The 25490-nt window shown below is 36.3% G+C and carries 21 protein-coding genes and 1 riboswitch; of the genes, 10 read left to right on the top strand and 11 right to left on the bottom strand.

Features of this window, described 5'->3' with window-relative positions:
• Window positions 1-38: 38 nt before the first annotated feature.
• Window positions 39-2015, bottom strand: a complete 1977-nt coding sequence (locus BUE24_RS12230) for a protein-disulfide reductase DsbD family protein (RefSeq protein WP_073316314.1) — start codon at window positions 2013-2015, stop codon at window positions 39-41.
• On the bottom strand, window positions 2015-3331 hold the full coding sequence (gene tilS, locus BUE24_RS12225) for a tRNA lysidine(34) synthetase TilS (protein ID WP_073316313.1): 1317 nt from the start codon (window positions 3329-3331) through the stop codon (window positions 2015-2017). The genes BUE24_RS12230 and tilS overlap by 1 nt, the downstream gene beginning before the upstream one ends.
• 159 nt (window positions 3332-3490) lie before the next feature.
• On the opposite strand from tilS, the gene BUE24_RS12220 reads away from it, so the two are divergent.
• The gene (locus BUE24_RS12220; RefSeq protein WP_073316312.1) at window positions 3491-4189 is read left to right on the top strand and encodes a hypothetical protein; all 699 of its coding nucleotides are present in this window, start codon (window positions 3491-3493) and stop codon (window positions 4187-4189) included.
• A 24-nt stretch (window positions 4190-4213) separates the two neighbouring features.
• On the opposite strand, the gene pabB is transcribed toward BUE24_RS12220, so the two are convergent.
• On the bottom strand, window positions 4214-5524 hold the full coding sequence (gene pabB, locus BUE24_RS12215) for an aminodeoxychorismate synthase component I (RefSeq protein WP_073316610.1): 1311 nt from the start codon (window positions 5522-5524) through the stop codon (window positions 4214-4216).
• Between the two features lie 4 nt (window positions 5525-5528).
• A complete protein-coding gene (locus BUE24_RS12210) occupies window positions 5529-6065 on the bottom strand; it encodes an NADPH-dependent FMN reductase (protein ID WP_073316311.1) in 537 nt (178 codons plus the stop codon).
• A gap of 85 nt (window positions 6066-6150) precedes the next feature.
• Here BUE24_RS12210 and BUE24_RS12205 point away from each other — a divergent pair, with 85 nt between their 5' ends.
• The 4 genes from BUE24_RS12205 to BUE24_RS12190 all read left to right on the top strand — a co-directional run bounded on the left by BUE24_RS12205 (window position 6151) and on the right by BUE24_RS12190 (window position 11566).
• Window positions 6151-7512 (top strand): DEAD/DEAH box helicase, encoded by a 1362-nt coding sequence (locus BUE24_RS12205; RefSeq protein ID WP_073316310.1) that lies wholly within the window; start codon window positions 6151-6153, stop codon window positions 7510-7512.
• A gap of 36 nt (window positions 7513-7548) precedes the next feature.
• Entirely contained in the window at window positions 7549-8115 is a 567-nt protein-coding gene (locus tag BUE24_RS12200) for a metal-dependent hydrolase (protein WP_073316309.1), read from the top strand.
• Between the two features lie 248 nt (window positions 8116-8363).
• Window positions 8364-10130: an ABC transporter ATP-binding protein gene (locus BUE24_RS12195; protein ID WP_073316308.1), complete on the top strand. Its 1767-nt coding sequence runs from the start codon at window positions 8364-8366 to the stop codon at window positions 10128-10130.
• Window positions 10131-10198: 68 nt separating this feature from the next.
• The gene (locus BUE24_RS12190; RefSeq protein WP_073316307.1) at window positions 10199-11566 is read left to right on the top strand and encodes a DUF3179 domain-containing protein; all 1368 of its coding nucleotides are present in this window, start codon (window positions 10199-10201) and stop codon (window positions 11564-11566) included.
• Between the two features lie 52 nt (window positions 11567-11618).
• Here BUE24_RS12190 and metE read toward each other — a convergent pair whose 3' ends face one another.
• Window positions 11619-13937: a 5-methyltetrahydropteroyltriglutamate--homocysteine S-methyltransferase gene (gene metE, locus BUE24_RS12185; protein WP_073316306.1), complete on the bottom strand. Its 2319-nt coding sequence runs from the start codon at window positions 13935-13937 to the stop codon at window positions 11619-11621.
• A 166-nt stretch (window positions 13938-14103) separates the two neighbouring features.
• A riboswitch (cobalamin riboswitch) is annotated at window positions 14104-14299 on the bottom strand.
• A 158-nt stretch (window positions 14300-14457) separates the two neighbouring features.
• Between metE and BUE24_RS12180 the strand changes: the two genes are divergently transcribed.
• Window positions 14458-14697, top strand: a complete 240-nt coding sequence (locus BUE24_RS12180) for a CDGSH iron-sulfur domain-containing protein (protein WP_073316305.1) — start codon at window positions 14458-14460, stop codon at window positions 14695-14697.
• A gap of 51 nt (window positions 14698-14748) precedes the next feature.
• On the opposite strand, the gene BUE24_RS12175 is transcribed toward BUE24_RS12180, so the two are convergent.
• Genes BUE24_RS12175 through BUE24_RS12165 form a run of 3 tightly spaced genes read right to left on the bottom strand, consistent with a single transcriptional unit; the run spans window position 14749 to window position 17988 of the window.
• Complete coding sequence (locus tag BUE24_RS12175; protein ID WP_084549505.1) at window positions 14749-16065, bottom strand: serine hydrolase domain-containing protein; 1317 nt, start codon at window positions 16063-16065, stop codon at window positions 14749-14751.
• Window positions 16066-16077: 12 nt separating this feature from the next.
• Window positions 16078-16491, bottom strand: coding sequence for a MotA/TolQ/ExbB proton channel family protein (locus BUE24_RS12170; RefSeq protein ID WP_084549504.1), 414 nt, complete (start codon window positions 16489-16491; stop codon window positions 16078-16080).
• A 51-nt stretch (window positions 16492-16542) separates the two neighbouring features.
• Complete coding sequence (locus tag BUE24_RS12165) at window positions 16543-17988, bottom strand: alpha/beta hydrolase family protein (protein ID WP_073316303.1); 1446 nt, start codon at window positions 17986-17988, stop codon at window positions 16543-16545.
• 216 nt (window positions 17989-18204) lie between these two features.
• Between BUE24_RS12165 and BUE24_RS12155 the strand changes: the two genes are divergently transcribed.
• A complete protein-coding gene (locus BUE24_RS12155) occupies window positions 18205-19281 on the top strand; it encodes a sensor histidine kinase (protein WP_073316301.1) in 1077 nt (358 codons plus the stop codon).
• A complete protein-coding gene (locus tag BUE24_RS12150; protein ID WP_073316300.1) occupies window positions 19271-19981 on the top strand; it encodes a LytR/AlgR family response regulator transcription factor in 711 nt (236 codons plus the stop codon). Before BUE24_RS12155 ends, BUE24_RS12150 begins: the two co-directional genes overlap by 11 nt.
• A 62-nt stretch (window positions 19982-20043) precedes the next feature.
• Here the strand turns inward: BUE24_RS12150 and lpdA are convergent, their stop codons facing one another.
• Window positions 20044-21450: a dihydrolipoyl dehydrogenase gene (gene lpdA / locus BUE24_RS12145; protein WP_073316299.1), complete on the bottom strand. Its 1407-nt coding sequence runs from the start codon at window positions 21448-21450 to the stop codon at window positions 20044-20046.
• Between the two features lie 214 nt (window positions 21451-21664).
• Here lpdA and BUE24_RS12140 point away from each other — a divergent pair, with 214 nt between their 5' ends.
• Entirely contained in the window at window positions 21665-23221 is a 1557-nt protein-coding gene (locus BUE24_RS12140; protein WP_073316298.1) for a right-handed parallel beta-helix repeat-containing protein, read from the top strand.
• 74 nt (window positions 23222-23295) lie between these two features.
• Here the strand turns inward: BUE24_RS12140 and BUE24_RS12135 are convergent, their stop codons facing one another.
• A complete protein-coding gene (locus BUE24_RS12135; RefSeq protein WP_073316297.1) occupies window positions 23296-24162 on the bottom strand; it encodes an SMP-30/gluconolactonase/LRE family protein in 867 nt (288 codons plus the stop codon).
• A gap of 125 nt (window positions 24163-24287) precedes the next feature.
• Window positions 24288-24866: a Crp/Fnr family transcriptional regulator gene (locus tag BUE24_RS12130; RefSeq protein ID WP_073316296.1), complete on the bottom strand. Its 579-nt coding sequence runs from the start codon at window positions 24864-24866 to the stop codon at window positions 24288-24290.
• An 87-nt stretch (window positions 24867-24953) separates the two neighbouring features.
• Between BUE24_RS12130 and BUE24_RS12125 the strand changes: the two genes are divergently transcribed.
• Entirely contained in the window at window positions 24954-25490 is a 537-nt protein-coding gene (locus BUE24_RS12125) for a GNAT family N-acetyltransferase (protein WP_073316295.1), read from the top strand.

Here is a 25490-nt window from a genome sequence, read left to right as displayed (position 1 = left end):
ATGACTATAATAAAAAATTATAACAACATCAAAAACGATTATTTAGAATTATGATTCTTTAATCCCGTCTTTAACCATTTTAGATACTCTTTGACATCGGGAGTATACGCTGTGGTGCGGTTTAGCATATTCATATTACTATCCAAAAGAACATAATAGGGTTGTGAATTATTCTGAAAATTAAGGGTCTGAAAAGTTGCCCATTTGTCCCCAATAGTTTTTATATTTTTAACTCTTCCATCAGGTTTCAGAAACTTAAATCGCTCATTGTCCGATAGTTTTTTGCGATCATCTACATATAATGAAATCAATGTATATCTATCTTTTAATATCTCAATGATTTCTGGGTGACTCCAAACCTGCTCTTCCATCTTTCTACAATTTACACACGCCCATCCCGTAAAATCCAACATAATCGGTTTGTTTTGAGCTTTGGCGGCTTTCACCCCTTCTTCAAAATCGGTATATGCATTTAATCCAAGTGGGCCATGCGCTTCTTTTTCATAAACACTATAAAATAACGGAGGCGGGAAACCACTTAACAACTTTAGATTTGCATAAGCTGTATTGGTAAGGCCAGGTAATAAATAAATCACAAAGGCCAAGGTGACTACTCCCAGTGTTTTTCTTGCTGTACTTAATTTTTGTAAAGGGCCATCATGCGGAAAACGGATTTTTCCAAACAAATAGAGAACCATCCCTATTCCGATAACAATCCAGATACCGATAAATATTTCTCGTTTCAATAGTCCCCAATGCTCTACAAGATCGGCATTAGACAAGAATTTGAAAGCTAAGGCTAGCTCAATGAATCCAAGTACCACTTTAACCGTATTCAACCACCCTCCACTTTTTGGTAGAGAGTTTAACCAATTTGGAAACAAGGCAAATAGCCCAAATGGCAATGCCAAGGCCAATCCAAAACCTCCCATACCAAAACTTAACTGCATCGCTCCACCATCGGTACTTAGAGATCCTCCTAACAACGATCCTAAAATCGGTCCTGTACAAGAAAAGGAAACCAAAGCTAATGTAAGTGCCATAAAAAATACACCTACAATTCCTCCTATACTCGTTGCCTTACTATCTAGCTTATTGCTCCAAGATGCAGGTAAAGTAATCTCAAAATACCCGAAAAAGGAAATTGCGAAAACAATAAATATGACAAAAAATAAGATATTAAGCGTCACATTCGTAGAGATATTATTCAAAATCTCTGGATCTACAGAATCCAATAAATGGAATGGCAAACTTAACAGCACATATATTGCAAAAATGAAAAAGCCATACAAAATAGCATTAAACATTCCTTTTTTCTTGTTATTGGCACTCTTAGTAAAAAACGATACCGTGAGCGGTATCATAGGAAATACACAAGGTGTAAGCAGTGCAATCAAACCACCTAAAAAACCTAAAATAAAGATGTTGAAATAACTTTTCTTTTCTACCTCTTCTGATGGAAATTTTTCTTTCCCTTGTATATCAATATGTAACGCATCAGACTTATTACGATCATTATCAGTTATTGCAGAAGCATCTCCTTTGTTCTCTGAAGCTGCACCCGAAAAACTAATATCAAATTCTACCGTTTCGGGAGCCAAACAACGCTCGTCATCACATATGGAAAAGAAAACCTCCGCCTTAACGCTTTTTAAATTGGGATTAATGCGTTTTATTTTTTGGGTAAAAGTTACTTTCTCTTCAAAGTACTTTATATCCATCTCAAAAATCTTATCAAACTTTTCAATTCCCTTAGGCTCTATAGTCTCTCCAACTAACTCGTAGGTGTCTGGTGTTGGGTAGAAGGTAAACTCTGTGGGTACTGGAGCTATTTCATCGGTTTCTACCTCGTGTATTGAATATAGATGCCATCCTTTATCCAGTTTGGCCGTAAATTTTAAGACATACGTATCCTCTGTTTCTTTTTCAATTCCTGCATTCCATTCAATTGGATCGAGGGTTTGAGAAAAAACAGATGTAGACAATAGGGTTATAAATAGTAGTAGATAGCGCATTAGGTTATAGTTATTTTTAGTATTTGATTAGTTTGGGGCATAATTTTATATCGATTGTCTGCTCTGTAATTGATGATCCAAACGACTTCTTTTCCAGAACACAACAACCATACTCGTTCTTTGGCTAACAAAGATAATTTTTCGTCTTTAAAATATTTACTTAATTTCTTTTTCCCTTTCATTCCCAGTGGATAAAAGTAGTCGCCTTCTTTCCATTTTCTTACACTCAAAGGGTACTTTAACTTTTCTTTATCTACAAAAATCGTCTTCAAATTTGCACTTTCCATCTCCTCAACCTCCTTAAAACGCATCGTTCCAGAAGGAAACATTAACATGGTTTCTTCTTCAGGAATTGAATACACATGATCTGGTAATTCTTCGATTATTGGACTTAATAATAAATGTTCTCGATCCTTTACCAAACGATGGGTTGCAGAAAAAATCTGTTTCCCGGATTGTGCAGTTACCATTTGTTCGATATCACTCCAAGCTGTAAACCCATAATCCTTTAATAAGAAAAATAAGCTACTCTTTGAATTACCATAATTCTGTAATCGATTAATCGGAATTTTAATAACACCATTTTCCCCCAAGAGGAACAGCTCTTTTTTTAGCAAGAGAACTTGTGATTTGATAAAGTTAGCACTGGCTTGTATATTGGCCACAGTAGTTTGAAAATTTTTAAGTAGGCTTGGGTTAATAGTTTTCAACTCTGGGATCACATCATGCCTCAATTTATTTCTAAGGTATTTGGTACTCTTATTACTACTATCCTCTCTCCATTGTAACTTTCGTTTCTTGGCAAACTTTAGCAAATCCTCCCTCGAAAAATTAAGTAAAGGCCTTATATATTTCCCATTTACTTCTGGAATACCGGCAAGCCCTTCTATTCCCGTTCCTCTTGACAAGTTGATCAAAAAGGTTTCGAGATTATCATCCATGTGATGCGCAGTAAGAATATAATCGTATTGATGGAGTTCTGCCATTTCATTAAACCAACGATATCTTAGCTCGCGAGCTGCCATTTGTATTGATAAATTATGAGTAGCCGCGTACTTTTCGGTATCAAATGAAGTTGTAAAACAGGGAATGTGTAATTGCTGAGCATATGCTTTTACAAAAGCTTCATCCCCGTCACTCTCTTCATTTCGAAGCTTAAAATTACAATGTGCAACTCCTGTTTCAAAAGAGGTTTCAATACATAATTTTATAAGCACCATACTATCCAATCCTCCGCTACAGGCAATCAATATTCTGCTCCCCAGCAAAAAAGGGAGTTGTGTAGAAATATGCTCTTTAAATTCCTGTGCTAACAAGATATTTGTCTTTTTTTACGGTTTTTCAAATATACAATTTTGATTTACCAATAACATTACACTCAAAACATTGATTTATCCATTGATTTTCAAGTTTTTAACATCAAAATTGGTTTGTTTTCGTTATTTTTAAAACAACAACTCTTAAATCAAGGACCAATGACAAGGACAGATGAATTGCAGAAATTTTATAGGGCTGATGATCAAAGGGAATTTAGTAAAAAATTACTTTCTATTGTTCCTCACTTACATCCATATGTAAAACACCGATTATACATTGCTGAAAGCGTTGGTATTTTGCCGCAAAACATGTATTGTTCTAACGGTATTATCGACGATGCTATTGTAAAACTACACCAGGATGAATTTGATATCCATATGGATACCTTATCACTGGAATTACATCTCTTCAAAATTGCCGACGAACTTATTGATGAATTGTATCTAAGAGAAGGTTGGCATCAGCGAAGTATTAGCACGAATCATTTCCTGAAAAACGAATTGGAGAAACTTGAAGAAGTGTATACTACAGAAGGTAACGAACTAATCATGAAAGAAGATCTGAATGACATATGCTACCATCAATCTTCTGAAAACAAGCAAAACTTCATCTATGATGACCTGGACTCTGAAATCCTTCGTATCATTGACGCAGAGCCCTCTACGGATTTTAGGAAACAGAAATTATTAGGTAAATTCTACAGTTGGTTACCGATGAAAACTTCCAAAATCATTGATCTATTTGTATTTGGCAAACTTAATTTTGATGAAATTGCTACCATCATGGAAATCACCGCAAATGATGTAAAGGAAACTATTATTAATGTAAGGAAGAGCTTTAGAAAAAATCTTATTTGACTAGAGCAATATTCCAAAAATCAGTTAAACACCTTCAAGTACTTCGCGCATTGCTTTTGCTTTTAGCAAGCATTCTTCGTACTCCTTATCTGGATCGGATTTGGCTGTGATTGCTCCCCCAACGGTGTAGGATATATAATTCTCTGCCGCATTATACAAAATACTACGTATCACTACATTAAAGTCGAAGTCTCCCTTGGGAGTAAAATATCCCACCGCACCACTATACAATCCGCGTTTAGATTCTTCCAGATTTTCAATGATCTGCATAGCAGAAATTTTAGGGGCTCCGGTCATACTCCCCATAGGGAATGTAGTCTTGATCACCTCTACTGGAGAGGTTGTTTCTTTGACCTCAGAGACAACCGTCGAAATCATTTGATGTACTTGCTTGAAGCTATATACTCCACAAAGTTCTTCTACCTTAACCGAGCCTTTGACCGCAGTTCTGGACAAATCGTTACGCACCAGATCCACGATCATAATATTTTCTGAACGTTCTTTTGTATCTGCTTTTAATTGCGCTGCAAGCTTTTCATCCTCTGTCTTATCTTCGGCTCGTTTGGCAGTTCCTTTTATAGGTTGCGAAATGATTTTCTTTCCTTCTTTTCGAATATATCGTTCTGGAGATGCAGACAACAAATATTGATTGTCGAACTTCAAAAATGTAGCAAAAGGTGGTTGCGAAATGGTGTTGAGATGATGGTAGGTTTGTAAAGGCTCTATACAACTATCTTTAGCAAAAAACTCCTGGCAAAAATTGGCTTCATAAATATCTCCCCGATGTATATGATCCAGCATCAGCCCCACCTTTTTCTTATACACATCTTTGGTCATCCCCAGGCTAATTTTCACTTTACCACAATCGCTATCTTCTTTTTCCAACAATTGAATTGTATCCGGTAGCTCCTGGATTTCCTGAAAATCATCATCCATCTCATCATCCACCATACGCAGATAGTGCATCTCTAATTCGTTACCTTTCAGCAACAACAATTTCTTGGGTTGAAAAAAATACAGATCTGGGAATAGTAGATCATCTTTGTTTTGAGAAATCAAATGTTCAACATCATTCTTCAAATCATAAGATAAATATCCAAAAATCCAATCAGCAGTTTTCTCCTGGTATTCTTGTAACTCTGCAAAAGCGTTTATGTGATCCGTTTTTATTGCCGTAAAGGCCTCAACAGCCAAAACAGCATCATAACTAGAATACAGTTGCTGATACGAATTAGAATCCAACAAAATGACTTCATCAAATATCTGTGCCCATTGTAACATTTGATTTTTGAAGGAAACGGGATCTGTTAAAGCATATTTTTGGGTACTTCGCACGGCATCATTTAATTTGATGTGCAAAAGTACTTATAACTTGTTTTAATCCCAACAAAAGTGTCTCGTCTGATACCGTATCAGATTCCATAGAAAAATTATCATAAAAAGAAGGGAAACTGAAACTCTCGATAATCTCACCTCCAAAACGCGGGAAAATACCTTTAGCGTATTCTAAGGAGCCTAACCCTCCTCTTTTTCCTGGAGAAGTACTCATCAATAATATTTTTTTACCTTCTAAAAAATTACGGTCCAATCGAGATAACCAGTCTACAATATTTTTGAAAAAAGCACCAAAACTTCCGTTGTGTTCATTAACTGAGATGATCAAAGCATCCGCTTCCGAAATTTCCTTTTTCAAACCCATAGCCATGGCAGGAAACCCTTTTTTCTCTTCATCTTCGCTATACATGGGCATAGTGTAACTGTTTAAATTCAAGACCATAATCTCATGTTCCTCAATCTCCGAGGCTACATACTTTACTAATTTGTGATTGATCGATGTGCTGCTGTTAGACCCGGCAAAAGCAAGAATCTTTTTCATATTTGTGTGATTTTGATTTCAAAATTAACCAAAATGCATACAGTCACAAAATAAGGCTACCTTTGTAGCATCAAAATAAATACCATTGACTTTTCAAGATCTTAATTTAAGTACTCAACTTTTAAACGCTCTAGACGATTTAGGGTTCACTACTCCTACTCCAATTCAGGAAAAAGCATTTCCAGTAGTCATGTCTGGTAAAGATGTGGTGGGGATAGCGCAAACCGGTACGGGTAAAACCTATGCCTACATGCTTCCTATTTTGCGAATGCTTAAATATTCGGTTCAACAAAACCCAAGAGTTTTAGTGCTCGTTCCTACCCGTGAGCTAGTAGTACAAGTAGTAGATGAAATTGAAAAGTTATCCACCTATATCAACGTTCGCATCGCTGGTGTATACGGAGGAACCAATATCAACACACAAAAACAAATCGTTACTCAAGGGTTAGATATTATTGTAGCAACCCCAGGTCGTTTGTATGATCTTGCAGTAAGTCGGGCATTGCAATTAAAATCCATACAAAAATTAGTAATCGACGAGGTAGATGTGATGATGGACCTAGGATTTAGGCATCAGCTGATGAATATTTTTGATATCCTGCCACAGCAGCGGCAAAACATCATGTTCTCGGCAACAATGACGGAACAGGTCGAAGAAATCATCAAAGATATTTTTATCAATCCTAAAAAAATATCGATTGCCAAAAGTGGAACACCGCTGGAGAACATCAAACAGTATGTCTATAGCACGGCAAACTTTTATACCAAAGTAAATCTACTGGAATATCTTCTCGAAGACAACGAAGCGTTTCAAAAAACCCTGCTGTTTGTAGCCAACAAGCGTATGGCAGATCGTTTGTTTGAGCGATTCGAAAGAACATTCCCTAACCAATGCGCTGTTATTCATTCTAACAAAACTCAAAACTATCGTCTTCGAAGCATAGAACAATTCGAAAGTGGAGAACATCGTATTTTGATCGCCACTGATGTTATGGCCAGAGGATTGGATATCGACGATATCTCTCATGTAATCAATGTAGATACTCCTGCTTACCCTGAGAATTATATGCACCGTATCGGTAGAACGGGTAGAGCGCAAAAGAAAGGAAACGCCATCATCATGGTAACTTCGCAAGAGGAAGAATCTCTCGAAGCCATTGAAGCACTAATGGAAATGAAGATAGAACAGCTTTCTTTTCCGGAAGCTGTAGAAATTTCTGAAGAACTTACCCCAGAAGAGCAACCCAAAATCAAGGAAATCTATAATCCCCATAAACGCCCTAACGATGATGAAGCTGGTGCAGCCTTTCATGAAAAAAAGGAAAAAAACAAAAAGGTAAATCTGGGTGGAAAGTACAAACGAGAGATCAAAAAGAAGTACAAAAAACCCAAAACTCGTGGGGATAAGACGTTTAATCAAAAGAATAAAAAACGAAAGAAGCGATAAATCAAGATATTAAGCGCTTAAAAACAATTGCTATTTATGGCTTCTATATTTACCCATGGTTTCTTGGCATATGGCATTGGAAAGACCTTTCCCAAATCCATGATCAATACAAAATTCTGGATCCTTGGCATCTTATGTGCTATGTTACCAGATGCGGATGTAGTTGGATTTAAATTTGGCATTGCTTATGAAGATTTTTGGGGGCATCGAGGGTTTTCGCATTCACTGGTTTTTGCAGTCTTGCTAGGATTTTTGGTTACCATCATTTTTTATCGAAGACACTTTTTCTCACGTATCGGGTTACTCTTAATCCTATACTTTACGCTATGCACAGCTTCTCATGGAGTTTTGGATGCCATGACTACAGGTGGATTGGGCATTGCTTTTTTCTCACCATTTGATGATGCCCGATATTTCTTTCCTTGGCGCCCGATCATGGTATCGCCTATTGGAGCCAGTAACTTTTTTGGAATTTGGGGCATTAAAGTATTGTTAAGTGAACTCATTTGGGTCGGAATTCCCGTTGGGATTTATATCTTAGTTCTACGATTAATCAAAAAGAAGAAAACCACCCGACCATATGAGGATCAATCCTATGAGTAAGCCACGCTTATTTGTATTGCTATGCATTCAACTGATTTCCTATAAAAAAAGATCATTTTTGGAGCGTATTTGATCGACGTTTACGATCAAGGAAAGCGAATCTGTGGATGCTAATATTACCAAATGATTTATTACAAAACTTAAAAAAGTATTTCCCAACATCGCAATTCTTGTTGCCGGTCATAAAGGGTATGGAAATAATAATCGCTATAGGTTGCTATTTCTCAATTTCAAACTAAAAAACACCAATGAATACAAAAGATAAAACAAAGAGCAAAAAGAAACCTAAGGTGAGTATGATCACCGCATTTAAAACCATTATTTGGCCAAGACGTAATTTGGTCTTTATTGGATTGGTTTTAATCATTTTTAATAGAATAGCTGGTCTGATTTTACCCTGGAAAAGTAAAGCTTTACTGGATGAAGTAATCCCTAGTAAAGATATGGGTGAATTATATGAGTTATTGATCGTCGTGGGGCTTGCCATATTGATTCAAGCGACCACATCCTTTCTTTTAACCCGAATTTTGAGTGTACAAGCCCAATACCTCATCTCAGAATTGCGTGCACAGGTTCAAAAAAAGGTGCTTTCACTTCCTATTAGTTTTTTTGACAACACAAAATCCGGTTCTCTTGTATCGCGAATTATGAGTGATGTTGAAGGAGTCCGAAATTTGATCGGTACAGGATTAGTGCAACTGGTTGGCGGTACGTTTACAGCCATTGTTTCTTTGATTCTTTTAATTTATATCAATCCCTGGATGACCCTATTTGTACTTGTTCCTGTTACTCTATTTGGTATAATCGCTCTTAAAGCCTTCAAATATATTCGACCTATTTTTAGAGCTAGAGGTGAAATTAATGCTGAAGTAAAAGGTAGACTTACCGAAACGCTAGCAGGTGTAAGAGTCATCAAAGGATTTAATGCCGAAGAACAAGAGAATAAGATTTTTGAAAGAGGAGTTGATCGATTGTTTCAGAATGTAAAAAAGAGTTTGACTGCCACTGCATTAATGACAAGTTCTTCTACCTTCCTTTTGGCAGGTATTGCCTCTACAGGAATCATGGGGATCGGTGGTTATTTTATGATGCAAGACAGTATGACCACGGGTGATTTTCTGTTTTTTACTATGGTGCTTGCCTTTATGATCGCTCCCATTGTGCAAATGAGCAATATTGGAAGTCAATTAACCGAAGCTCTTGCTGGTCTCGACAGGACCGAAGAATTGATGAACATGACTCCCGAAGAAGAGATTGAGGATAGAAATATTGTTTTGGATCAAATCGATGGAGATATTATTTTCGACAATGTGAGTTTTGCCTATGAAGAAGGAAAAGAAGTATTGCACAACATAAGCTTTAGGGCTCAGTCTGGTTCGGTAACTGCTTTGGTGGGAAGCTCAGGTTCAGGAAAATCTACCATTGCAGGATTGGCGGCTACTTTTCTCAATCCAAAATCCGGGGTCATTACCATAGATAGCCATGATATCTCTAAAGTAAAACTCAAGAGTTATCGTAAGAATCTGGGAGTGGTACTCCAAGATGAATTTTTGTTTGAAGGTACTATTCGTGAAAACATTCTGTTCCCTCGTCCTGATGCTACCGAAGCACAATTACAATCTGCAGTAAAGGCGGCTTACGTAAATGAATTTACGGATCGTTTTGAAGATGGGTTAGATACACTAATAGGAGAACGAGGGGTGAAATTATCCGGAGGACAACGCCAACGTATCGCTATAGCCAGAGCGATATTAGCTGATCCAAAAATTATTATTCTAGACGAAGCCACATCGAATCTGGATACCGAAAGCGAAGCCTTGATACAAAAAAGTCTTGCCGAACTCATGAAAGGGCGTACCACTTTTGTGATTGCCCACAGATTAAGCACCATCAAAAAAGCAGATCAGATACTTGTCATTGAATCTGGAAACATTGCGGAGCGTGGAACTCATGATGAATTAATCAAAGCCGAAGGCAGGTATTTTGACTTGTATACCTACCAAGCGCGAATTTAATTCTCTAAAGTTTCCTTAAAATCTGTTGATATCCACTATCCATAACGACTTACCTAAAAAGTAAGTCTATGAAAAAGATTGTGTTTATCCTTTTGGCGTGTATGCAATTAGGAACCTTGGAAGCTCAAAATGGCAATCATTTTCCCAAACAGGATTATGATTATTTTTTAGATTTTTTTGCCACCAGAGATCGTAATACACATCAAAAAGCGTTGATATACATTAACGATAATTGGTCTGAAGATTTTGAAGCTTTGGCCATAGAAAGTCTTTATTTTTTAAAAAGCCCTTCTACCTCCAGTAAGCTTCTGAATATCTTGCAAAAAAAGACAGGTAAAAATTATACCTACGATTTCAACCAATGGTACGAGTATCTTTGGAACAAAGATGCTACGTATAATGAAGGATATTACTTTTTTAAAGCTGCTTTACACAGAGCGATAGATTCCAGATTTGCTAAGTATTTTTTGAGTCGCCAAGGTCAATCCAAAATCCGATTAGACGAAGTACGTTGGGGTGGTGTTATTCAGGATGGGATTCCTCCATTGCGAAATCCCAATATGATCAACGCCAATCAGGCCAGATATTTGGAAGATGATCATATTGTATTTGGGATATCGATCAATGGAGATACACGGGCTTATCCCAAACGAATTTTGGCTTGGCACGAAATGTTTACAGACCAGGTTGGAGGAGTTCCGGTAGCTGGGGTGTATTGTACACTGTGCGGCACTGTTATTCTTTATAAAACTGAACAAAATGGCGTGCAATACCAAATGGGTACCAGTGGTTTTTTATATCGTTCGAACAAATTAATGTATGATAAAAAAACACAATCTTTATGGAACACCTTATGGGGAAAGCCAGTTATTGGACCTTTGGTAGATAAAGGGATTGAACTCGAATACCTTAGTGTGGTCACCACCACTTGGGGCGAATGGAAAAAGAGGCATCCAGAAACTAAAGTATTGTCTCTTAAAACTGGACATGATCGTAATTATGACGAAGGGATAGCCTACAAAGACTACTTTTCTACAGATGAGTTAATGTTTAATATTCCTGAAAAAGACAAGCGATTAAAAAACAAGCAAGAGATTCTGGCCATACGACTACCTGGAGAGACTGAAGAAAACATTGCCATTTCTTCTAAATATCTACGAAAGAATCCTATACATACCGGTATCATCAATCAAAAAAACTTTATTGTATTTACGGATAAAAGTGGAGCACATCGGGTATATTTCAACAAGACTATTGAATTTGTAGCATATGATGGACAGTCTACAGCAACCGATAGTAAAGGTAACTCCTGGAAGTTGGAAGAAGAAGAATTAATCAATACGAAAACGCAAGAGGTTTTAAAAAGAGTTCCTACACACAATGCGTTTTGGTTTGGTTATAAGGCAGCTTTTCCTGAAGTTACTCTAATAAAATAACCCCCGCCTAAAAGCAGGGGCTTTTCCTTATTTCATTTGAAACATAGCACTATCAGACCATCTGTAGCAATTCAGTTCTTAACTGTTTTGCTGCAGCAACCATGGCGTCTAAAGCTTTCTCAGTTTCTTGCCAATTTCGGGTTTTTAGTCCGCAGTCTGGATTTACCCATATCTGATCTTCAGGTATATATTGTTTGGCCTTGTTTAATAGAACAACAATTTCTTCAGGACTTGGAATCCTTGGAGAATGAATATCATATACTCCTGGACCTATATCATTCGGGTATTTAAAACTCGCAAATACATCCAATAATTCCATCTGCGATCTCGAACACTCAATGGTAATTACATCAGCATCCATCAGTGCAATATGATCAATAATATCATTAAACTCTGAATAACACATATGAGTGTGAATTTGAGTTTGATCTTTAACCACACACGAAGCAATTTTAAAAGCGTTGATTGCCCAATCCAAATACTGAGACCAATTCTCTTTTAATAATGGTAACCCCTCTCGCATGGCAGGTTCATCAATCTGTATAATTTTTATGCCGGATTGTTCAAGGTCCTGTACCTCATCTCTTATGGCCATGGCTATTTCTAAGCATGTCTTTGATAGCGATTGATCGTCCCTGACAAAAGACCATTGTAGCATGGTTACAGGCCCGGTCAACATCCCCTTTACGGGTAATGGAGTAAGAGATTGCGCATAGGTAGACCAAAAAACAGTCATTGCTTGTTTTCTACTCACATCACCATATATAATAGGTGGTTTCACACATCTGGACCCATAGCTTTGTACCCAACCAAACTTTGTAAATGCGAAACCGTTTAACTGTTCTCCAAAATATTCGACCATATCATTCCGTTCTGCTTCTCCATGAACCAATACATCCAGGCCTAACTTTTCCTGTATGGTGATTACTTTTTTTATTTCATCTTTGATATAATTTGTGTACTCTGATTGAGAAATTATTTCACCTTTATATTCAGATCTTTTTTTGCGGATTTCTTTTGTTTGAGGAAAAGAGCCAATCGTTGTAGTTGGAAATAACGGTAAATTAAGTAATGCCTTTTGTTTTCTTTTTCTATTCGGAAACTCAGAACCTCTACTACTATCTTTTTTGGATAATTTTGAAACCCGTTCTTTTACTGTTGGGTTGTGAATTAATTCTGAAATAGATCTATTTTCTATACAAGCAGCATTATACTTTAAAGACACCTTTGCATTTTGGTCTTCAGGATATAGTGTAATCTGCTTTAAGGCTGACAACTCATCTAATTTCTGTTTCGCAAATGATAGCCACTGCTTTATTTCTGAAGATAATTCTTCATTTTTCATTTCCAAATCCAAATCACAAGGTACGTGCAACAAAGAGCATGAAGGCGCTATCAAAATTTGATCTTCTCCCCTTAGGTCTATTGCTGTTGAAATCGCTTGTAACGATTGATGATAATCATTTTTCCAAATATTTCTTCCATCAATAACACCCAAAGAAAGTTGGATGTTTTTAGGAAGTTTCTCCAAAACAACTTCCAATTGTTCGGGATTACTAATCAAATCTATATGTAAAATATCACATTGCAGATCATTAACTATCACATCTAAATGATGTGCTACTCCTTCAAAATATGTGGTGATCATAAATTTAATATCAGGAAATTCAGCTTTCATCTCATGATAAACCTCTTTATACACCGCTTTTATTTCTGGAGAAATATCCAAACCTAAGAAAGGCTCATCAAACTGAATACAAACTGCTCCCAACCCAACGACTTGTTTGATGATTTTTTTGTAAACTGGTAATAGATTTTTAATCAATTCGATTCGGTGAAAACCACTTTCCTTTTCTTTTCCCAAAAGCAAATAAGAAATAGGACCGATCAAAACAGGTTTGGTAATAATTCCCAATTGTTTTGCTTCGTAAAATTCATCGATAATTTTGGTAGAAAACAACTTAAATTCTTGATCTCTATAAAACTCCGGAACTATATAGTGATAGTTAGTGTCAAACCATTTTGTCATTTCCATGGCGGTAAGATCAAATATCCCTTTTTGATACCCTCTAGCCATGGCAAAATACAGATCCGTAATAGGAATCTCCTCGGTAATTAACTCCTGATATCTCTCGGGAATAGCTCCTACCAGAAGTGTCATGTCTAGTACCTGATCATAAAACGAAAAATCATTAGACGGAATCAAGTCAATGTTTGCTTCTTTTTGTAACAACCAATTGTCTTGCCGTATCTTTTTCCCGACTTGAAATAAGTTTTTTTGGGTTGTTTTTCCAGCCCAATACTGTTCTAGAGCTTTTTTAAGCTCTCTTTTGCTACCAATACGCGGGTAGCCCAGATTGTGTGTAAGCATAGTTACTGTTTTAAAAATTACTATTAATTTTTAAAATCCTTTAGGTAAACTCGCTAGGTCTTTCAGATTTTTACAGAGAATAAAATAATGCCATACAGAAACATATCACTTATACAAAGTGATATGGCAGACATCAAACTTAACCTCAGCTTCAAATCGCGAAAGCGTAGTCAATTCAATAGTAGGCAGGTCTCCTGACTTGTAACATTTTTATCTTCCTTCCCATTCGATTATTATGGCGAACAGTGGATTTTATACTGATAAAAACTATATAGTTACTTACAGTTGCGCGACAGCTCATGATTTGCACATGATTCCCTATTAATCTACAATTAAGTAAAACCTATATTGGTTGATGAAGAATTTTATGTAAAGAACTTTATTTTGAATAAAAATACCACAAATTATACCAGCACGATTACAAAATTCTCACAAAAGAGCAATTATTGAAGATTTCCAATTTAAAACGATTCTTAAACCGAGAATCAATAAATTTAAGTACACAAAAAATCGTTTAGCTATGAAAAATGTAAGAAAAGCAGGAGATGCTCCTATTCCCTGTCAATTAGAAGCCGATAAAAATTATGCCTGGTGTAGTTGTGGTTTTAGTTCTGACCAACCTTTTTGCAACGGAAACCATAAAAAGGAAGACGGCACCGATCCAGTAATTTTTAAGGTTGAAGAAGCTAAAGAAGCATATTTATGTACCTGTAAACAAACCAAAAACCCTCCTTATTGTGACGGGTCTCACAAAAACTAAAAAAATTGAAGCTCTAATTTATTTCCTTCAATTAGAGCTTCACATCTTATATTACTCTCTTATTAATTCTGTGGTTTTGGCGCCGAGGTGTAATACCATTTTGTCCTGCTCTGGAAAAAATTCAATTTGCACTCCTGTCTGGTCAGATTTAAACACATCTTTTTCGTAGGATTCTACCGGAAATGTGGGACCATTCTTAGCATTAACAATCAATAGTGTATCTTCCTTGGTGATTTTTATTTGATGTGGAAATTTATTTGCCTTATACACCCCTAAATACGAATCTAACTCTTCGGTTTTTAAGGCTAAAGGAGGTTTGAACTCTGGGAACTCGTATGGAGCTCCAAAGTATATTTTGGCTACTCCCATTAATATATCAGTTAGCCCTAGGACAACTCCATTAGACAAATATGTAATGATCAACTCGTTTTCGGGAATATAAATCGCAATAGATTGAAAACCATCTATTCCTCCAGAATGCCCATAATTTTCTCCATCTGTATACGGAAATTCCATTAAGCCCAAACCAAATCTATCTACCAATCGTTTCATCTCGTCCAATGATTTATCAGAGATTAATTTTCCTTTGAACAAACGGTCATAAAAAATGGCAACATCTTTTGGTGTTGATATAATAGCACCTGCCGCCGCCGGAACACTCATGTCTGTTTCTGGTTGTGCCACCCAATCGGCATGTAGCACATAGGAATTCGCTTCGTTATTGGCTACATCAATTTTGCCACCGTAGCTTGTATTTTTCAAGTCACAAGGCATCACTATTCGTGATTTCAAAATCTCTGCATAACTCTTGTTTTCAATATCCTCCAAAATATACCCCAGTAGTAGATAATTCGTGTTCGAGTATTTTGCTTTTTTGTTGGGTTTGAATTGTATTTCTTTTTCTACCATTCGGTCCAACATCTCGGCTCTGGTATTAGGTCTTAGCATCCACTGCCTAAAATCTTTATCTCCTGTTATATTAAAAAGACCACTACGATGCCTTAAAAGGTGCTCAATAGTAATTTTGTCGGCATTTGGCATTTGCGGAAAATACGTACTAAGCGGAGTATCGAGAGTTAACTTACCTTCGTCTATCAATTGCATGATTAGCGCAGCCGTAAACGTTTTGGTGATAGAGCCTATTCTGTATTTTGTTTCACTATTGGCTAACAATTTTTCAGCTACATCGGCATAACCTATAGACCGAGCATATACTTCATTACCTGCCTTGTGAATGGACAAACTTCCCATTGCCTTATTTTTTTGCGATAAATGAGTAAGAAAACTATCGAGTTTTTGTGTGTTGACTATTTGTGACTGTGTGATAACTGTAACAAATAATAACAGAGTAGTGATCGTTTTTTGCATGATATTTGTGTTTTATTCTTCTTTTTGTACCCAGGTGAATACTGTTGTCGCTGCTCTGGAAACCACAAATACAAAACAGCCGAATAAAGTAGGTAATGCTGATACTTTTAATCCTCCTGCAAGCATGCTGGCAGAAATATCTCCTAACATTTCTATACGATCAAACGCTTCAATAAGCCCAATAAGTTGCCCCAAAATACCCCAAACCAAGATTAGCAGTCCTAAGGAGTTAATCAGTTTTATGTATTTTGAAGACCAACGCTTTTCTCGATAGAATACCCATATACTCTTTATAATCAAAAACAGTATTACTAAAAGAACCATCAAAATTGGTACCATAAAAAATGGACCTCCTTCATGTAGGAGTTGAAAGACAGGGAATGATGCCGGTTGATCTTGAGATTGAATAAAAAATAGTGATATCATAATTACTGGTGTTTAATTTATAAATAATATGTGAGCGATAATGCTCGAAGATTATTTTTTCTTGATCATTTCTATTTCAGGATACTGTTCTGAAGAAAATTCCTTGGCGAATGCTATCGATTTATTTTGAAGATGTTTATCAAAAAATGCCAAAACCAATTGATTGGTAACGTTGCTCATCCGTTTGGGCGCAATAGTTCCTGTTTCGGTTAAGGCATTAATTTTGGTCCAATACGAAAGATCTCCAAAATTAGTATGCGCACTGGATGCAATAGTAGCTAAGTAGTAATCCTCTCTAGTAATACGATCGTAGATGTAAAAATTAGGAGTAAAGAATTCTTTATAATTTCTATCGGCATGCATAACCAGCAATGGCACCTTCAGAGTTGTATCAATAGCTCTTCCCCATTGTGCTCCATCCAAATTAATCACTCCTTTAACTCTTGAGTCTACAGCAGCATTTTGAACAACCGCTGCTCCACCCCAGGAATGCCCCATAAGACCAATGTTATCCACATCAAATTTTTGAAAAAACACACTATCCGGATTGTTATTAAGCCGTTCAATTTGATCCAGTACAAAAGAAATATCGTTCGACCATCGATCCAAACTTTCAAAATATGGTAGATGATGGATCACCTTGCTCAACAATTCATATTTTCTAGTGGTGTCTTTTTCTTGTTTGAAAAGTTCATTGGTTTCATTTACAAATTTAAAATCAATACCCTCATTCATTTTTCTGATGTTCTCTTCACTCCATCGGATTCGTTCTCCTTCATACTCTGTCAAAAATGATTCATACATATGATCAATACCAACTACCATATACCCCTTGCTTACCATTTCTTCAACAAGGGTAGTATACATTTTAGCGCTCCATGTTAAGCCATGAGACAACACCACTACTGGTAAGCGCTTGTTTTTGATTATGGGTAAAAGTCGTTGGGTATGCGTTTTGGTAAGGTTAAAATGAGAAGCCATAAACGTAGGCATACCTTTACTTTGTGCAAATACTTCGGCATATCCATCATCCAGATATCGTTCGGGCTTGGTAATCTTTTTTGAAGAAGGATACCAGATATGAACGGTTAATTTTCTTTTATCATCATTAACCTCTGTAATCAATTCGGGTCTGGATTGATCTTCAAAATACAAAGTATCTACTCCTACGGTATAATCTCCGGTTGGCTTTGGAAACTCGATTACTGGCATGACCACCCCTAAAACAAATGCTACAATGGATAGCAACATCCCAAAACCCGATCCTATTCCTCTTATCCATCGGTTGATCCTGGGACGAACATAAAAAAGTACTCCAATTACAAATGAGACATATCCCAAATACATTTGCCATCTGCTCTCCTCTATGAGTAAGTGCAGTACCAGAAATAGTGTCGCGCTGTACAATATCCATTTTTTGATTGATGAGTTCTTCAGAAAAACGCTGATAAAAAAAGCTATAACACTTAGTAAAAAAGTAATCTCTAAAATTCGCATTGAACAATGATTTTGGTATTGATTCGGAAACAAAACTAAGATCAAAGAGATCTCAACATTTTGAATTTCGATCAATGACCAAATTAGCATTGCGTATAGCAGATCCAGTTACAAATGTTGTTCAAAATGTCAAAAAAGGGGGCAATTCAGTAATTCACCTCATTAATCATGTTGTTTTAAAAAATATACGGATATTAGAACCGTATCCGTAATGTGATGATCTCAAAAGAATTTATTTTCAAAAAAATCGCGCAAATAATATTACACGTTGCCTTTTGGACGATTGTGTTATTTTGTTATACCTATTTCTTTGGATACAATACTAATGACATTCATTATGTGTTTTCATTTTCTTTGTTTTTGATGCCAGTAACCATGGGAACAACATATACAGTGATCGAACTGCTGATTCCTAAATATCTGTTTCAGCAGAAGTATTTGCTCTTTGTATTATACTGTATATACACCATCATAGTTTCTGCTTACTTTATTGTGATTTCCTTCTTTTATGGGCTGATATTTCTTACGGAAACAAAAGTTGCCGATATGGCTCCCATGACAAGGAGTCCCCTATTCCTTTTTATTGCAGTATACTTTGTGGTTTTTATCGCTAGTGCTTTAAACCTAGCTTATCGCAACTACAAATCCATTACGACAAATCAACAGCTAACTCATAAAATTCTGGAGACACAATTAAAGTTGAAAGAACAAGAACTTCAGTACTTAAAAATGCAGATTCATCCTCATTTTCTTTTTAATACATTAAATACGATGTATGGATTTGCTATCAAAAAATCTGAAGAAACACCAGAACTTATTCTAAAACTCTCAAATCTTCTGGATTACTTGCTGTATCAAAGTGATAAACCTATGGTTCCTTTACAAGAGGAAATAGAGCACATCAAAGATTATGTCGCTCTAGAAAAAATGCGTTTCAGAGATAGCTTGGCTATTGAAGTAGACCTACCTGTAGTGAATAGCACCATAGAAGTCCCTCCTATGTTACTTATCCCTTTTGTAGAGAACAGTTTTAAACACGGACAAATACGAAATGATAAATTATATATCTATATCAAACTTACACTTACTGGTGACGAATTGTATTTTCATATCAAAAATTCGATTCAAAATGACGAAGCAGAACATCCACCAGGAATTGGCTTAAGCAATGTTCAAAAACGCCTTGAGCTTCTATCCAAAAATAACTATCAATTAGAAACGCATAAAGATTGTGAGTGGTATACTTCCAAATTACAATTGAACATTTCAAAATCTTCGGTTAATGAATACTAAAGTTTCTTGCATCATAGTAGACGATGAACCTACGGCACGGGATATCATCAAAGATCATTTGAGTAAAATAGATCGTATCGAAATTATTGCAATTTGCGCCAATGCTATGGATGCCTTTAGCTGTATTAATGAACAAGCTGTGGATTTGATTTTTTTGGATATACACATGCCTGGTATTTCTGGTATTTCATTTGCCAGATCCATTAATAAAAACATCAAAATCATTTTTACTACTGCCTACAGAGAATATGCTATCGATGGTTTTGATCTGCATGCCGTAGATTATTTATTAAAACCAATCTCTTTTGAACGCTTATTGAAATCACTGAACAATTACTTTGAAGTGTATCAACAACCTACTAAGAATATCCAAAAGAATTCATTGCATACAGATTATATTTTTGTACGGTCAGACCGACGTATGAAACGAATAGATTTTTCTGATATTTTATATATCGAAAGCTATAGTGATTACTTAAAAATACATTGTACTTCTGGAGTGATCACAACCCGAGAGACCATCAGTAATATGCAGTCCAAACTCCCTACTAAAGACTTTATTCGTATCCACCGTTCTTTTGTTGTGGCTATATCCAAGATCGATTCCTTTTCTAATGAAGAAGTTGTTGTAGGCAACAAATCACTCCCTATCAGCAGGAACTATAAGACCGAGGTTCTAAAAACACTCGAACAGCTATAACTTCATCAAATAAAAAAGGCGAGTTTCTTAAGCTCGCCTTTTTTATTTATGTTCTTATTCCTTTACATGTGCAAAGGTCTGTTATCCGTTGCTGCTAAGGCGGCTTCTTTTACCGCTTCTGTAAAAGTAGGGTGTGCATGCGACATACGTGAAATATCTTCGGCAGATGCTCTAAACTCCATAGCGGTTACTGCTTCGGCAATGATATCTGCACAACGTGCTCCTATCATGTGTACTCCTAGTACCTCATCTGTCTTTTCATCGGCCAAAATCTTAACAAATCCATCTAGATCAGCACTTGCTCTGGATCTTCCTAACGCTCTAAACGAAAACTGACCTGATTTGTAGGCTACTCCAGCTTCTTTTAATTCTTCTTCAGTTTTACCAACTGCAGCAACTTCTGGCCAAGTATAAACCACTCCAGGTATCAAATTATAGTCAATATGCGGCTTTTGTCCGGCTAATGTTTCTGCCACAAAAACTCCTTCTTCTTCAGCTTTATGGGCCAACATTGCTCCTTTTACCACATCTCCAATAGCATAAATATTAGGCACATTGGTTTGCAAATGATCGTTTACCTCAACCTGTCCTCTTTCATTAATTTTTACTCCGGCAGCTTCAGCATTTAATCCATCTGTGTAAGGACGACGCCCTACTGACACCAAACAATAATCACCTTTGAACTGTACCGGATTTCCTTTTTTGTCATCTGCAGTAACAGTTACTTGTTTAGCAGTAGCTTTTACTTCGGTAACCTTATGCGAAGTGTAGAATTTCACACCTTGCTTTTTCAATACTTTCTGTAATTCTCTGGATAAAGCTTTGTCCATTCCTGGAATAATCCTATCCATATATTCTACCACAGAAACCTCGGCTCCCAATCGGCGATATACCTGTCCTAGCTCCAATCCTATAACACCACCACCTATTATCACCATGTGCTTTGGCACTTCTTTCAGCTTTAACGCTTCTGTAGAAGTAATCACTCTCTTTTTATCTATTTTGATAAACGGTAACGTAGATGGTTTTGAACCTGTGGCGATGATTGTATTTTTCGCTTCGATGGTTTCTGTTGTTCCGTCTGCCTTTGCGATATCGATATGAGTAGCATCTTTAAAAGCACCAACACCTTCATAGACCTCGATATTATTTTTCTTCATCAAGAAATCCACTCCTCCTGTAGTTTGATCTACTACTGCTTGCTTACGAGCGATCATTTTTTCGAGATTGATTTTTACTTCTCCAGGAATTTCAATTCCATGATCAGCAAAATGCTTTACTGCATGCTCATAGTGATGAGAAGAATCGAGTAATGCCTTACTAGGGATACACCCTACGTTAAGACAAGTTCCGCCAAGTGTTGAATATTTTTCGATTATTGCAGTTTTCATACCTAGTTGTGCGCATCGAATAGCGGCTACATATCCACCAGGTCCAGAGCCAATCACGGCTACATCATATGTACTCATAATAGATTATTATGTTGTCGTATTAATAGTGAACAACAAATGTACGAATGTTTTATTTCTTACAGAAGTACAGGGATTCTGAAATTTTTGCCAAAAAGCAATATTAAGACTACATAAAAAGTTATACATTTAACTCAAATTAGATATTGATATTTCGATCAAAGTAAGACTTGATTTGCAAAGAGATATCTCTGCTCTAAAAAACCAAAACATAATGCGCTATTTATCAGCACTTTTCTTACTTATAGTGATTATTTTCTGGAGTTCCTGCCGTAAGGATTTCGAATCAGGACCAAGTATAGGGAATCTAGAATTTTCGGTAGATACTCTTTTTCTGGATACCGTTTTTACAAATATCAGTTCGAGTACTTATAGTTTTAGAGTATATAATAGAACAAATGATGACTTTACCATTCCAACCATAGCACTAGAACGTGGAGAGAGTTCTAATTACAGACTTAATGTAGATGGTATACCTGGAAAGTCTTTTGAAGATATTCAAGTTTTGGCGAAAGACAGTATTTTCATCTTTGTGGAAACCACTACGGATATTACCTCACAAACTAATGATCTGGAGTTTTTATATACTGATCGTATTATTTTTGATGCAGGAGGTAGTCCGCAAGATGTAGATTTGGTCACCTTGGTCAAAGATGCCATTTTTCTATTCCCGTCTCGGGATGCGATGACCGGAGAAGTAGAGACTTTACTATTAGGAGTAGACAATGAAAATAATGAGATCCGTATAGAAGGGTTCTTTCTGGACAATGATCAACTCAATTTCACCAACGAAAAACCTTATGTAATTTATGGATATGCTGCGGTACCTAGTGGTGAAACTCTGGTGATAGATCCTGGTGCGAGAATCCATTTTCATGCTAATTCTGGATTGATTGTAGCCAATAATGCCACATTACAAGTTAATGGAGAGTTGAGTACAGATCCCGAACGTATGGAAAATGAAGTCATTTTTGAAGGAGATCGATTAGAACCCGGTTTTAGTGATATCCCTGGACAGTGGGGTACCATTTGGTTAACAGCAGGAAGTACAGGGCATACCATTAATCATGCAACCATAAAGAATGCTACAGCAGGTATATTGATGGATTCTAATGATGGAGGTCCTGACCCTACTCTGACCATAACGAATACGCAGATATATAATTCTTCAAACGTTGGTTTATTGGCCAGAACTGCCAATATTCTCGGGGAGAATGTTGTCATCAATAATGCTGGACAGGTGGCTTTAAATTGTTCCTTAGGGGGCACCTATAATTTTAATCATTGTACTTTTACGAATTACTCGAGCATAGGAACTGGATTTAGACAACTGCCATCTGTTTTGATTGATAATAATCTGCAAATTAGCGATACCGAAGTTGTAGTCGCGGACTTATTGGCTGCTAATTTCACGAATTGTATTATTTACGGAAATCAGGATTTAGAACTTTTATTTAGTCGTGTAGATGGAACTGCTTTTAATTACAATTTTCAAAATAGCTTGATTCGATTTAATGACTTTAATGATCGTTTTGTAGATGATCCATTATACGATTTTGATAACACATCCCTTTTTGAGAATATCATCTTTAATGAAGATCCCGACTTCAAAGCACCATTTGATAACATGCTGAATATTGGTGACAATTCTGCTGCTAATGGTAGAGCCAGTACTCCTACTTCGGGAACCGATATTTTGGGTACAACGCGAAATCCTGCGGCCCCGGATATTGGTGCGTACGAAAGTACCGTTTTTGAGGATGGAAATTAACTATCAAATACAATGCATAAAAAAGCGCTTTCAATTTTTTGAAAGCGCTTTTTTATTACACAATCCTCTTATTTCTATTCTGATAATTGGTACACTGTCATCTTTCCATCTAGCATCTGTGGTACGAGTAACAGCTTTTCTTCTTTATTCAAGAAAATATCTGCAGCACCCGGATTTGAATCCAAAACTTTAATTATTTCTCCTTTTTGATCAATCGCATACACTCCTCCTGCTATCCAATCTGAAATTAGAAATTGGGAATCATGTTTTACCAAACCATCGTAATTCCCTTTGGGCACAGTGATGTCCTTGATTTGCTTGGTCGACAGATCTACTGACATTAATTTTCCTGGGACTTCTGTTTCAAAAGTTTTTGGGTTAGTGACCACTCCCCAACTTGCTACATATAGTTGATTATTTACAATTTTGAGTCCGTTGGGATAATCTAATTTTTCATCTTTTAACCAAAGTTCAATTTTCTTATCCTTGATGCTGTAAATCGCATTCCCTCCAAAGGTATCCGTAACATACACTGTACCCTTAGTATCTATTTCAATATCGTTTAGAAAAGTAGCTTTTTCTGCTGGGAGTCGGTCTAGAATTTCCCCTTTACTGATGTCTACTATTACCACCACATCGATATCGGCGATATACAAATGGTTATTATACAACCCAAGGCCTTTTGGAGCGTTTAATCCTTCAATCCATTTTTTTGTTTTGATGTTACCATCGGTGGTTACTATGGAAATATATCCCAATCCGTTTTTCTCGGCAGGTTGTCCAGCTACGTTCGACACATAATACACCTGGTTTTCCTTATCAAAAACAACAGATTCTGGCGCTTCCAAACCGTTTACCTCCCAAATCTTTTTTACTTTCTGAGCACTTACATTGGTAAATATTAATACCACAATACTCATCCATATCATATTTTGTTTCATAATCATAAATTTTAAAATCAAACATTTTAAAGTACATCTCTAATTCTGAGATACTATTTGATTTCAAAAGTATAACCGACCGGCTTGCTAAAAATTGATATATGATAAGAAAGGTACGTACACGCCTAAGAGTTCTTTTTGACTTGTTTTCGAATCCTACTTAAGCTTTCTGGAGTAATTCCAAGATAAGAGGCGATCTGATAATTTTTTACGCGCTGCTCGATATTTGGATAACTTTGTAAAAAAGCATCATAACGCTCTTCGGCAGTATTATTTAAATTGGAAAGTATTCTTTTTTGAAAGGCTACAAAAGCATTTTCTAGTTGTCTGCGGAAGAAACGTTCTAATTTAGGTACTTCTTCAAACAGCAATAAAATATCCTTCTTATTTACGCGTAGTAGCTCTGTATCTTCTATACATTCTATATTCAAGATAGATTTAGCTCCAGTGTAATAAGCTATATAATCACTAGACCACCAATTTTCGACAGCAAATTGCAAAGTATGCTCTTTTGCATCCCGATCCAACAAATAGGTACGCAAACATCCACTTATCACGTAGTATTGGTGATTGATGTATTGGCCAGAATGCATCACTTGATCTTTCTTTTGAAAAGAAATGGGTTCGAAATAGCCTAAAACCTTCTCAAACTCAGCGCTGGTAAGATCAACTTCTTTGGATAAATGTTGCTGTAATGGGTGCATATCACAAAATACATATAATGTTTCGCATACAAAGAAAGCATTTTTGAAAGAAAAACATATTTTAGTCTTCACTTTAGCAACAACCTTATGAACACTTACATTTTCTCTTCGGAACGACTAGGTTTTCGAGAATGGTCAATGGATGATCTTGACGCTTTGTATCATATTAACAATGACGATGACGTCATGGAGTTTTTCCCTTTTAAACCCTCAAAAGATGATACCGAGGATTTTATCAAAAGAATGCAAAGCATGTATAAAGAACTTAAGTTTTGTTATTTTGCTGTTGACATCTTGGAAAATCAGGAATTCATAGGGTTTATAGGGCTATCCGAACAAACCTACTTAACAAAACTTGGAACCTTTGTAGATATCGGATGGCGCTTAAAAAAAAGTATTTGGAATCAAGGTTATGCTACAGAAGGCGCTAAAGCGTGCCTGGATTATGGTTATCATCAAATTGGTTTGGATACTATATATTCTGTTGCACCAGAAATTAATATGAAATCAGAATTGATCATGAAAAAAATAGGAATGGAAAGAATGGAAACCTTTTTGCATCCTAAACTGGAGAACTATCCAGAATTGTTATCTTGTGTATTGTATAAAAAGTCAAAATCTTAA

It is taken from the genome of Aquimarina spongiae (assembly GCF_900141785.1).
Lineage (GTDB): Bacteria > Bacteroidota > Bacteroidia > Flavobacteriales > Flavobacteriaceae > Aquimarina > Aquimarina spongiae.
Note: the sequence above shows the minus strand (reverse complement) of the source record. Positions and strands in the feature narration are given on the sequence as shown.

Excerpts from the sequence above, each read along its gene's own strand:
- BUE24_RS12180 (WP_073316305.1), top strand. The coding sequence starts at position 14,458 with ATGAAAAATGTAAGAAAAGCAGGAGATGCTCCTATTCCCTGTCAATTA.
- BUE24_RS12175 (WP_084549505.1), bottom strand. The coding sequence starts at position 16,065 with ATGCAAAAAACGATCACTACTCTGTTATTATTTGTTACAGTTATCACA.
- BUE24_RS12220 (WP_073316312.1), top strand. The coding sequence starts at position 3,491 with ATGACAAGGACAGATGAATTGCAGAAATTTTATAGGGCTGATGATCAA.
- BUE24_RS12190 (WP_073316307.1), top strand. The coding sequence starts at position 10,199 with ATGAAAAAGATTGTGTTTATCCTTTTGGCGTGTATGCAATTAGGAACC.
- BUE24_RS12230 (WP_073316314.1), bottom strand. The coding sequence starts at position 2,015 with ATGCGCTATCTACTACTATTTATAACCCTATTGTCTACATCTGTTTTT.
- BUE24_RS12200 (WP_073316309.1), top strand. The coding sequence starts at position 7,549 with ATGGCTTCTATATTTACCCATGGTTTCTTGGCATATGGCATTGGAAAG.
- BUE24_RS12135 (WP_073316297.1), bottom strand. The coding sequence starts at position 24,162 with ATGAAACAAAATATGATATGGATGAGTATTGTGGTATTAATATTTACC.
- BUE24_RS12195 (WP_073316308.1), top strand. The coding sequence starts at position 8,364 with ATGAATACAAAAGATAAAACAAAGAGCAAAAAGAAACCTAAGGTGAGT.
- BUE24_RS12165 (WP_073316303.1), bottom strand. The coding sequence starts at position 17,988 with ATGCGAATTTTAGAGATTACTTTTTTACTAAGTGTTATAGCTTTTTTT.
- BUE24_RS12150 (WP_073316300.1), top strand. The coding sequence starts at position 19,271 with ATGAATACTAAAGTTTCTTGCATCATAGTAGACGATGAACCTACGGCA.
- BUE24_RS12155 (WP_073316301.1), top strand. The coding sequence starts at position 18,205 with ATGATCTCAAAAGAATTTATTTTCAAAAAAATCGCGCAAATAATATTA.
- BUE24_RS12125 (WP_073316295.1), top strand. The coding sequence starts at position 24,954 with ATGAACACTTACATTTTCTCTTCGGAACGACTAGGTTTTCGAGAATGG.
- BUE24_RS12210 (WP_073316311.1), bottom strand. The coding sequence starts at position 6,065 with ATGAAAAAGATTCTTGCTTTTGCCGGGTCTAACAGCAGCACATCGATC.
- lpdA (WP_073316299.1), bottom strand. The coding sequence starts at position 21,450 with ATGAGTACATATGATGTAGCCGTGATTGGCTCTGGACCTGGTGGATAT.
- BUE24_RS12130 (WP_073316296.1), bottom strand. The coding sequence starts at position 24,866 with ATGCACCCATTACAGCAACATTTATCCAAAGAAGTTGATCTTACCAGC.
- metE (WP_073316306.1), bottom strand. The coding sequence starts at position 13,937 with ATGCTTACACACAATCTGGGCTACCCGCGTATTGGTAGCAAAAGAGAG.
- BUE24_RS12140 (WP_073316298.1), top strand. The coding sequence starts at position 21,665 with ATGCGCTATTTATCAGCACTTTTCTTACTTATAGTGATTATTTTCTGG.
- BUE24_RS12170 (WP_084549504.1), bottom strand. The coding sequence starts at position 16,491 with ATGATATCACTATTTTTTATTCAATCTCAAGATCAACCGGCATCATTC.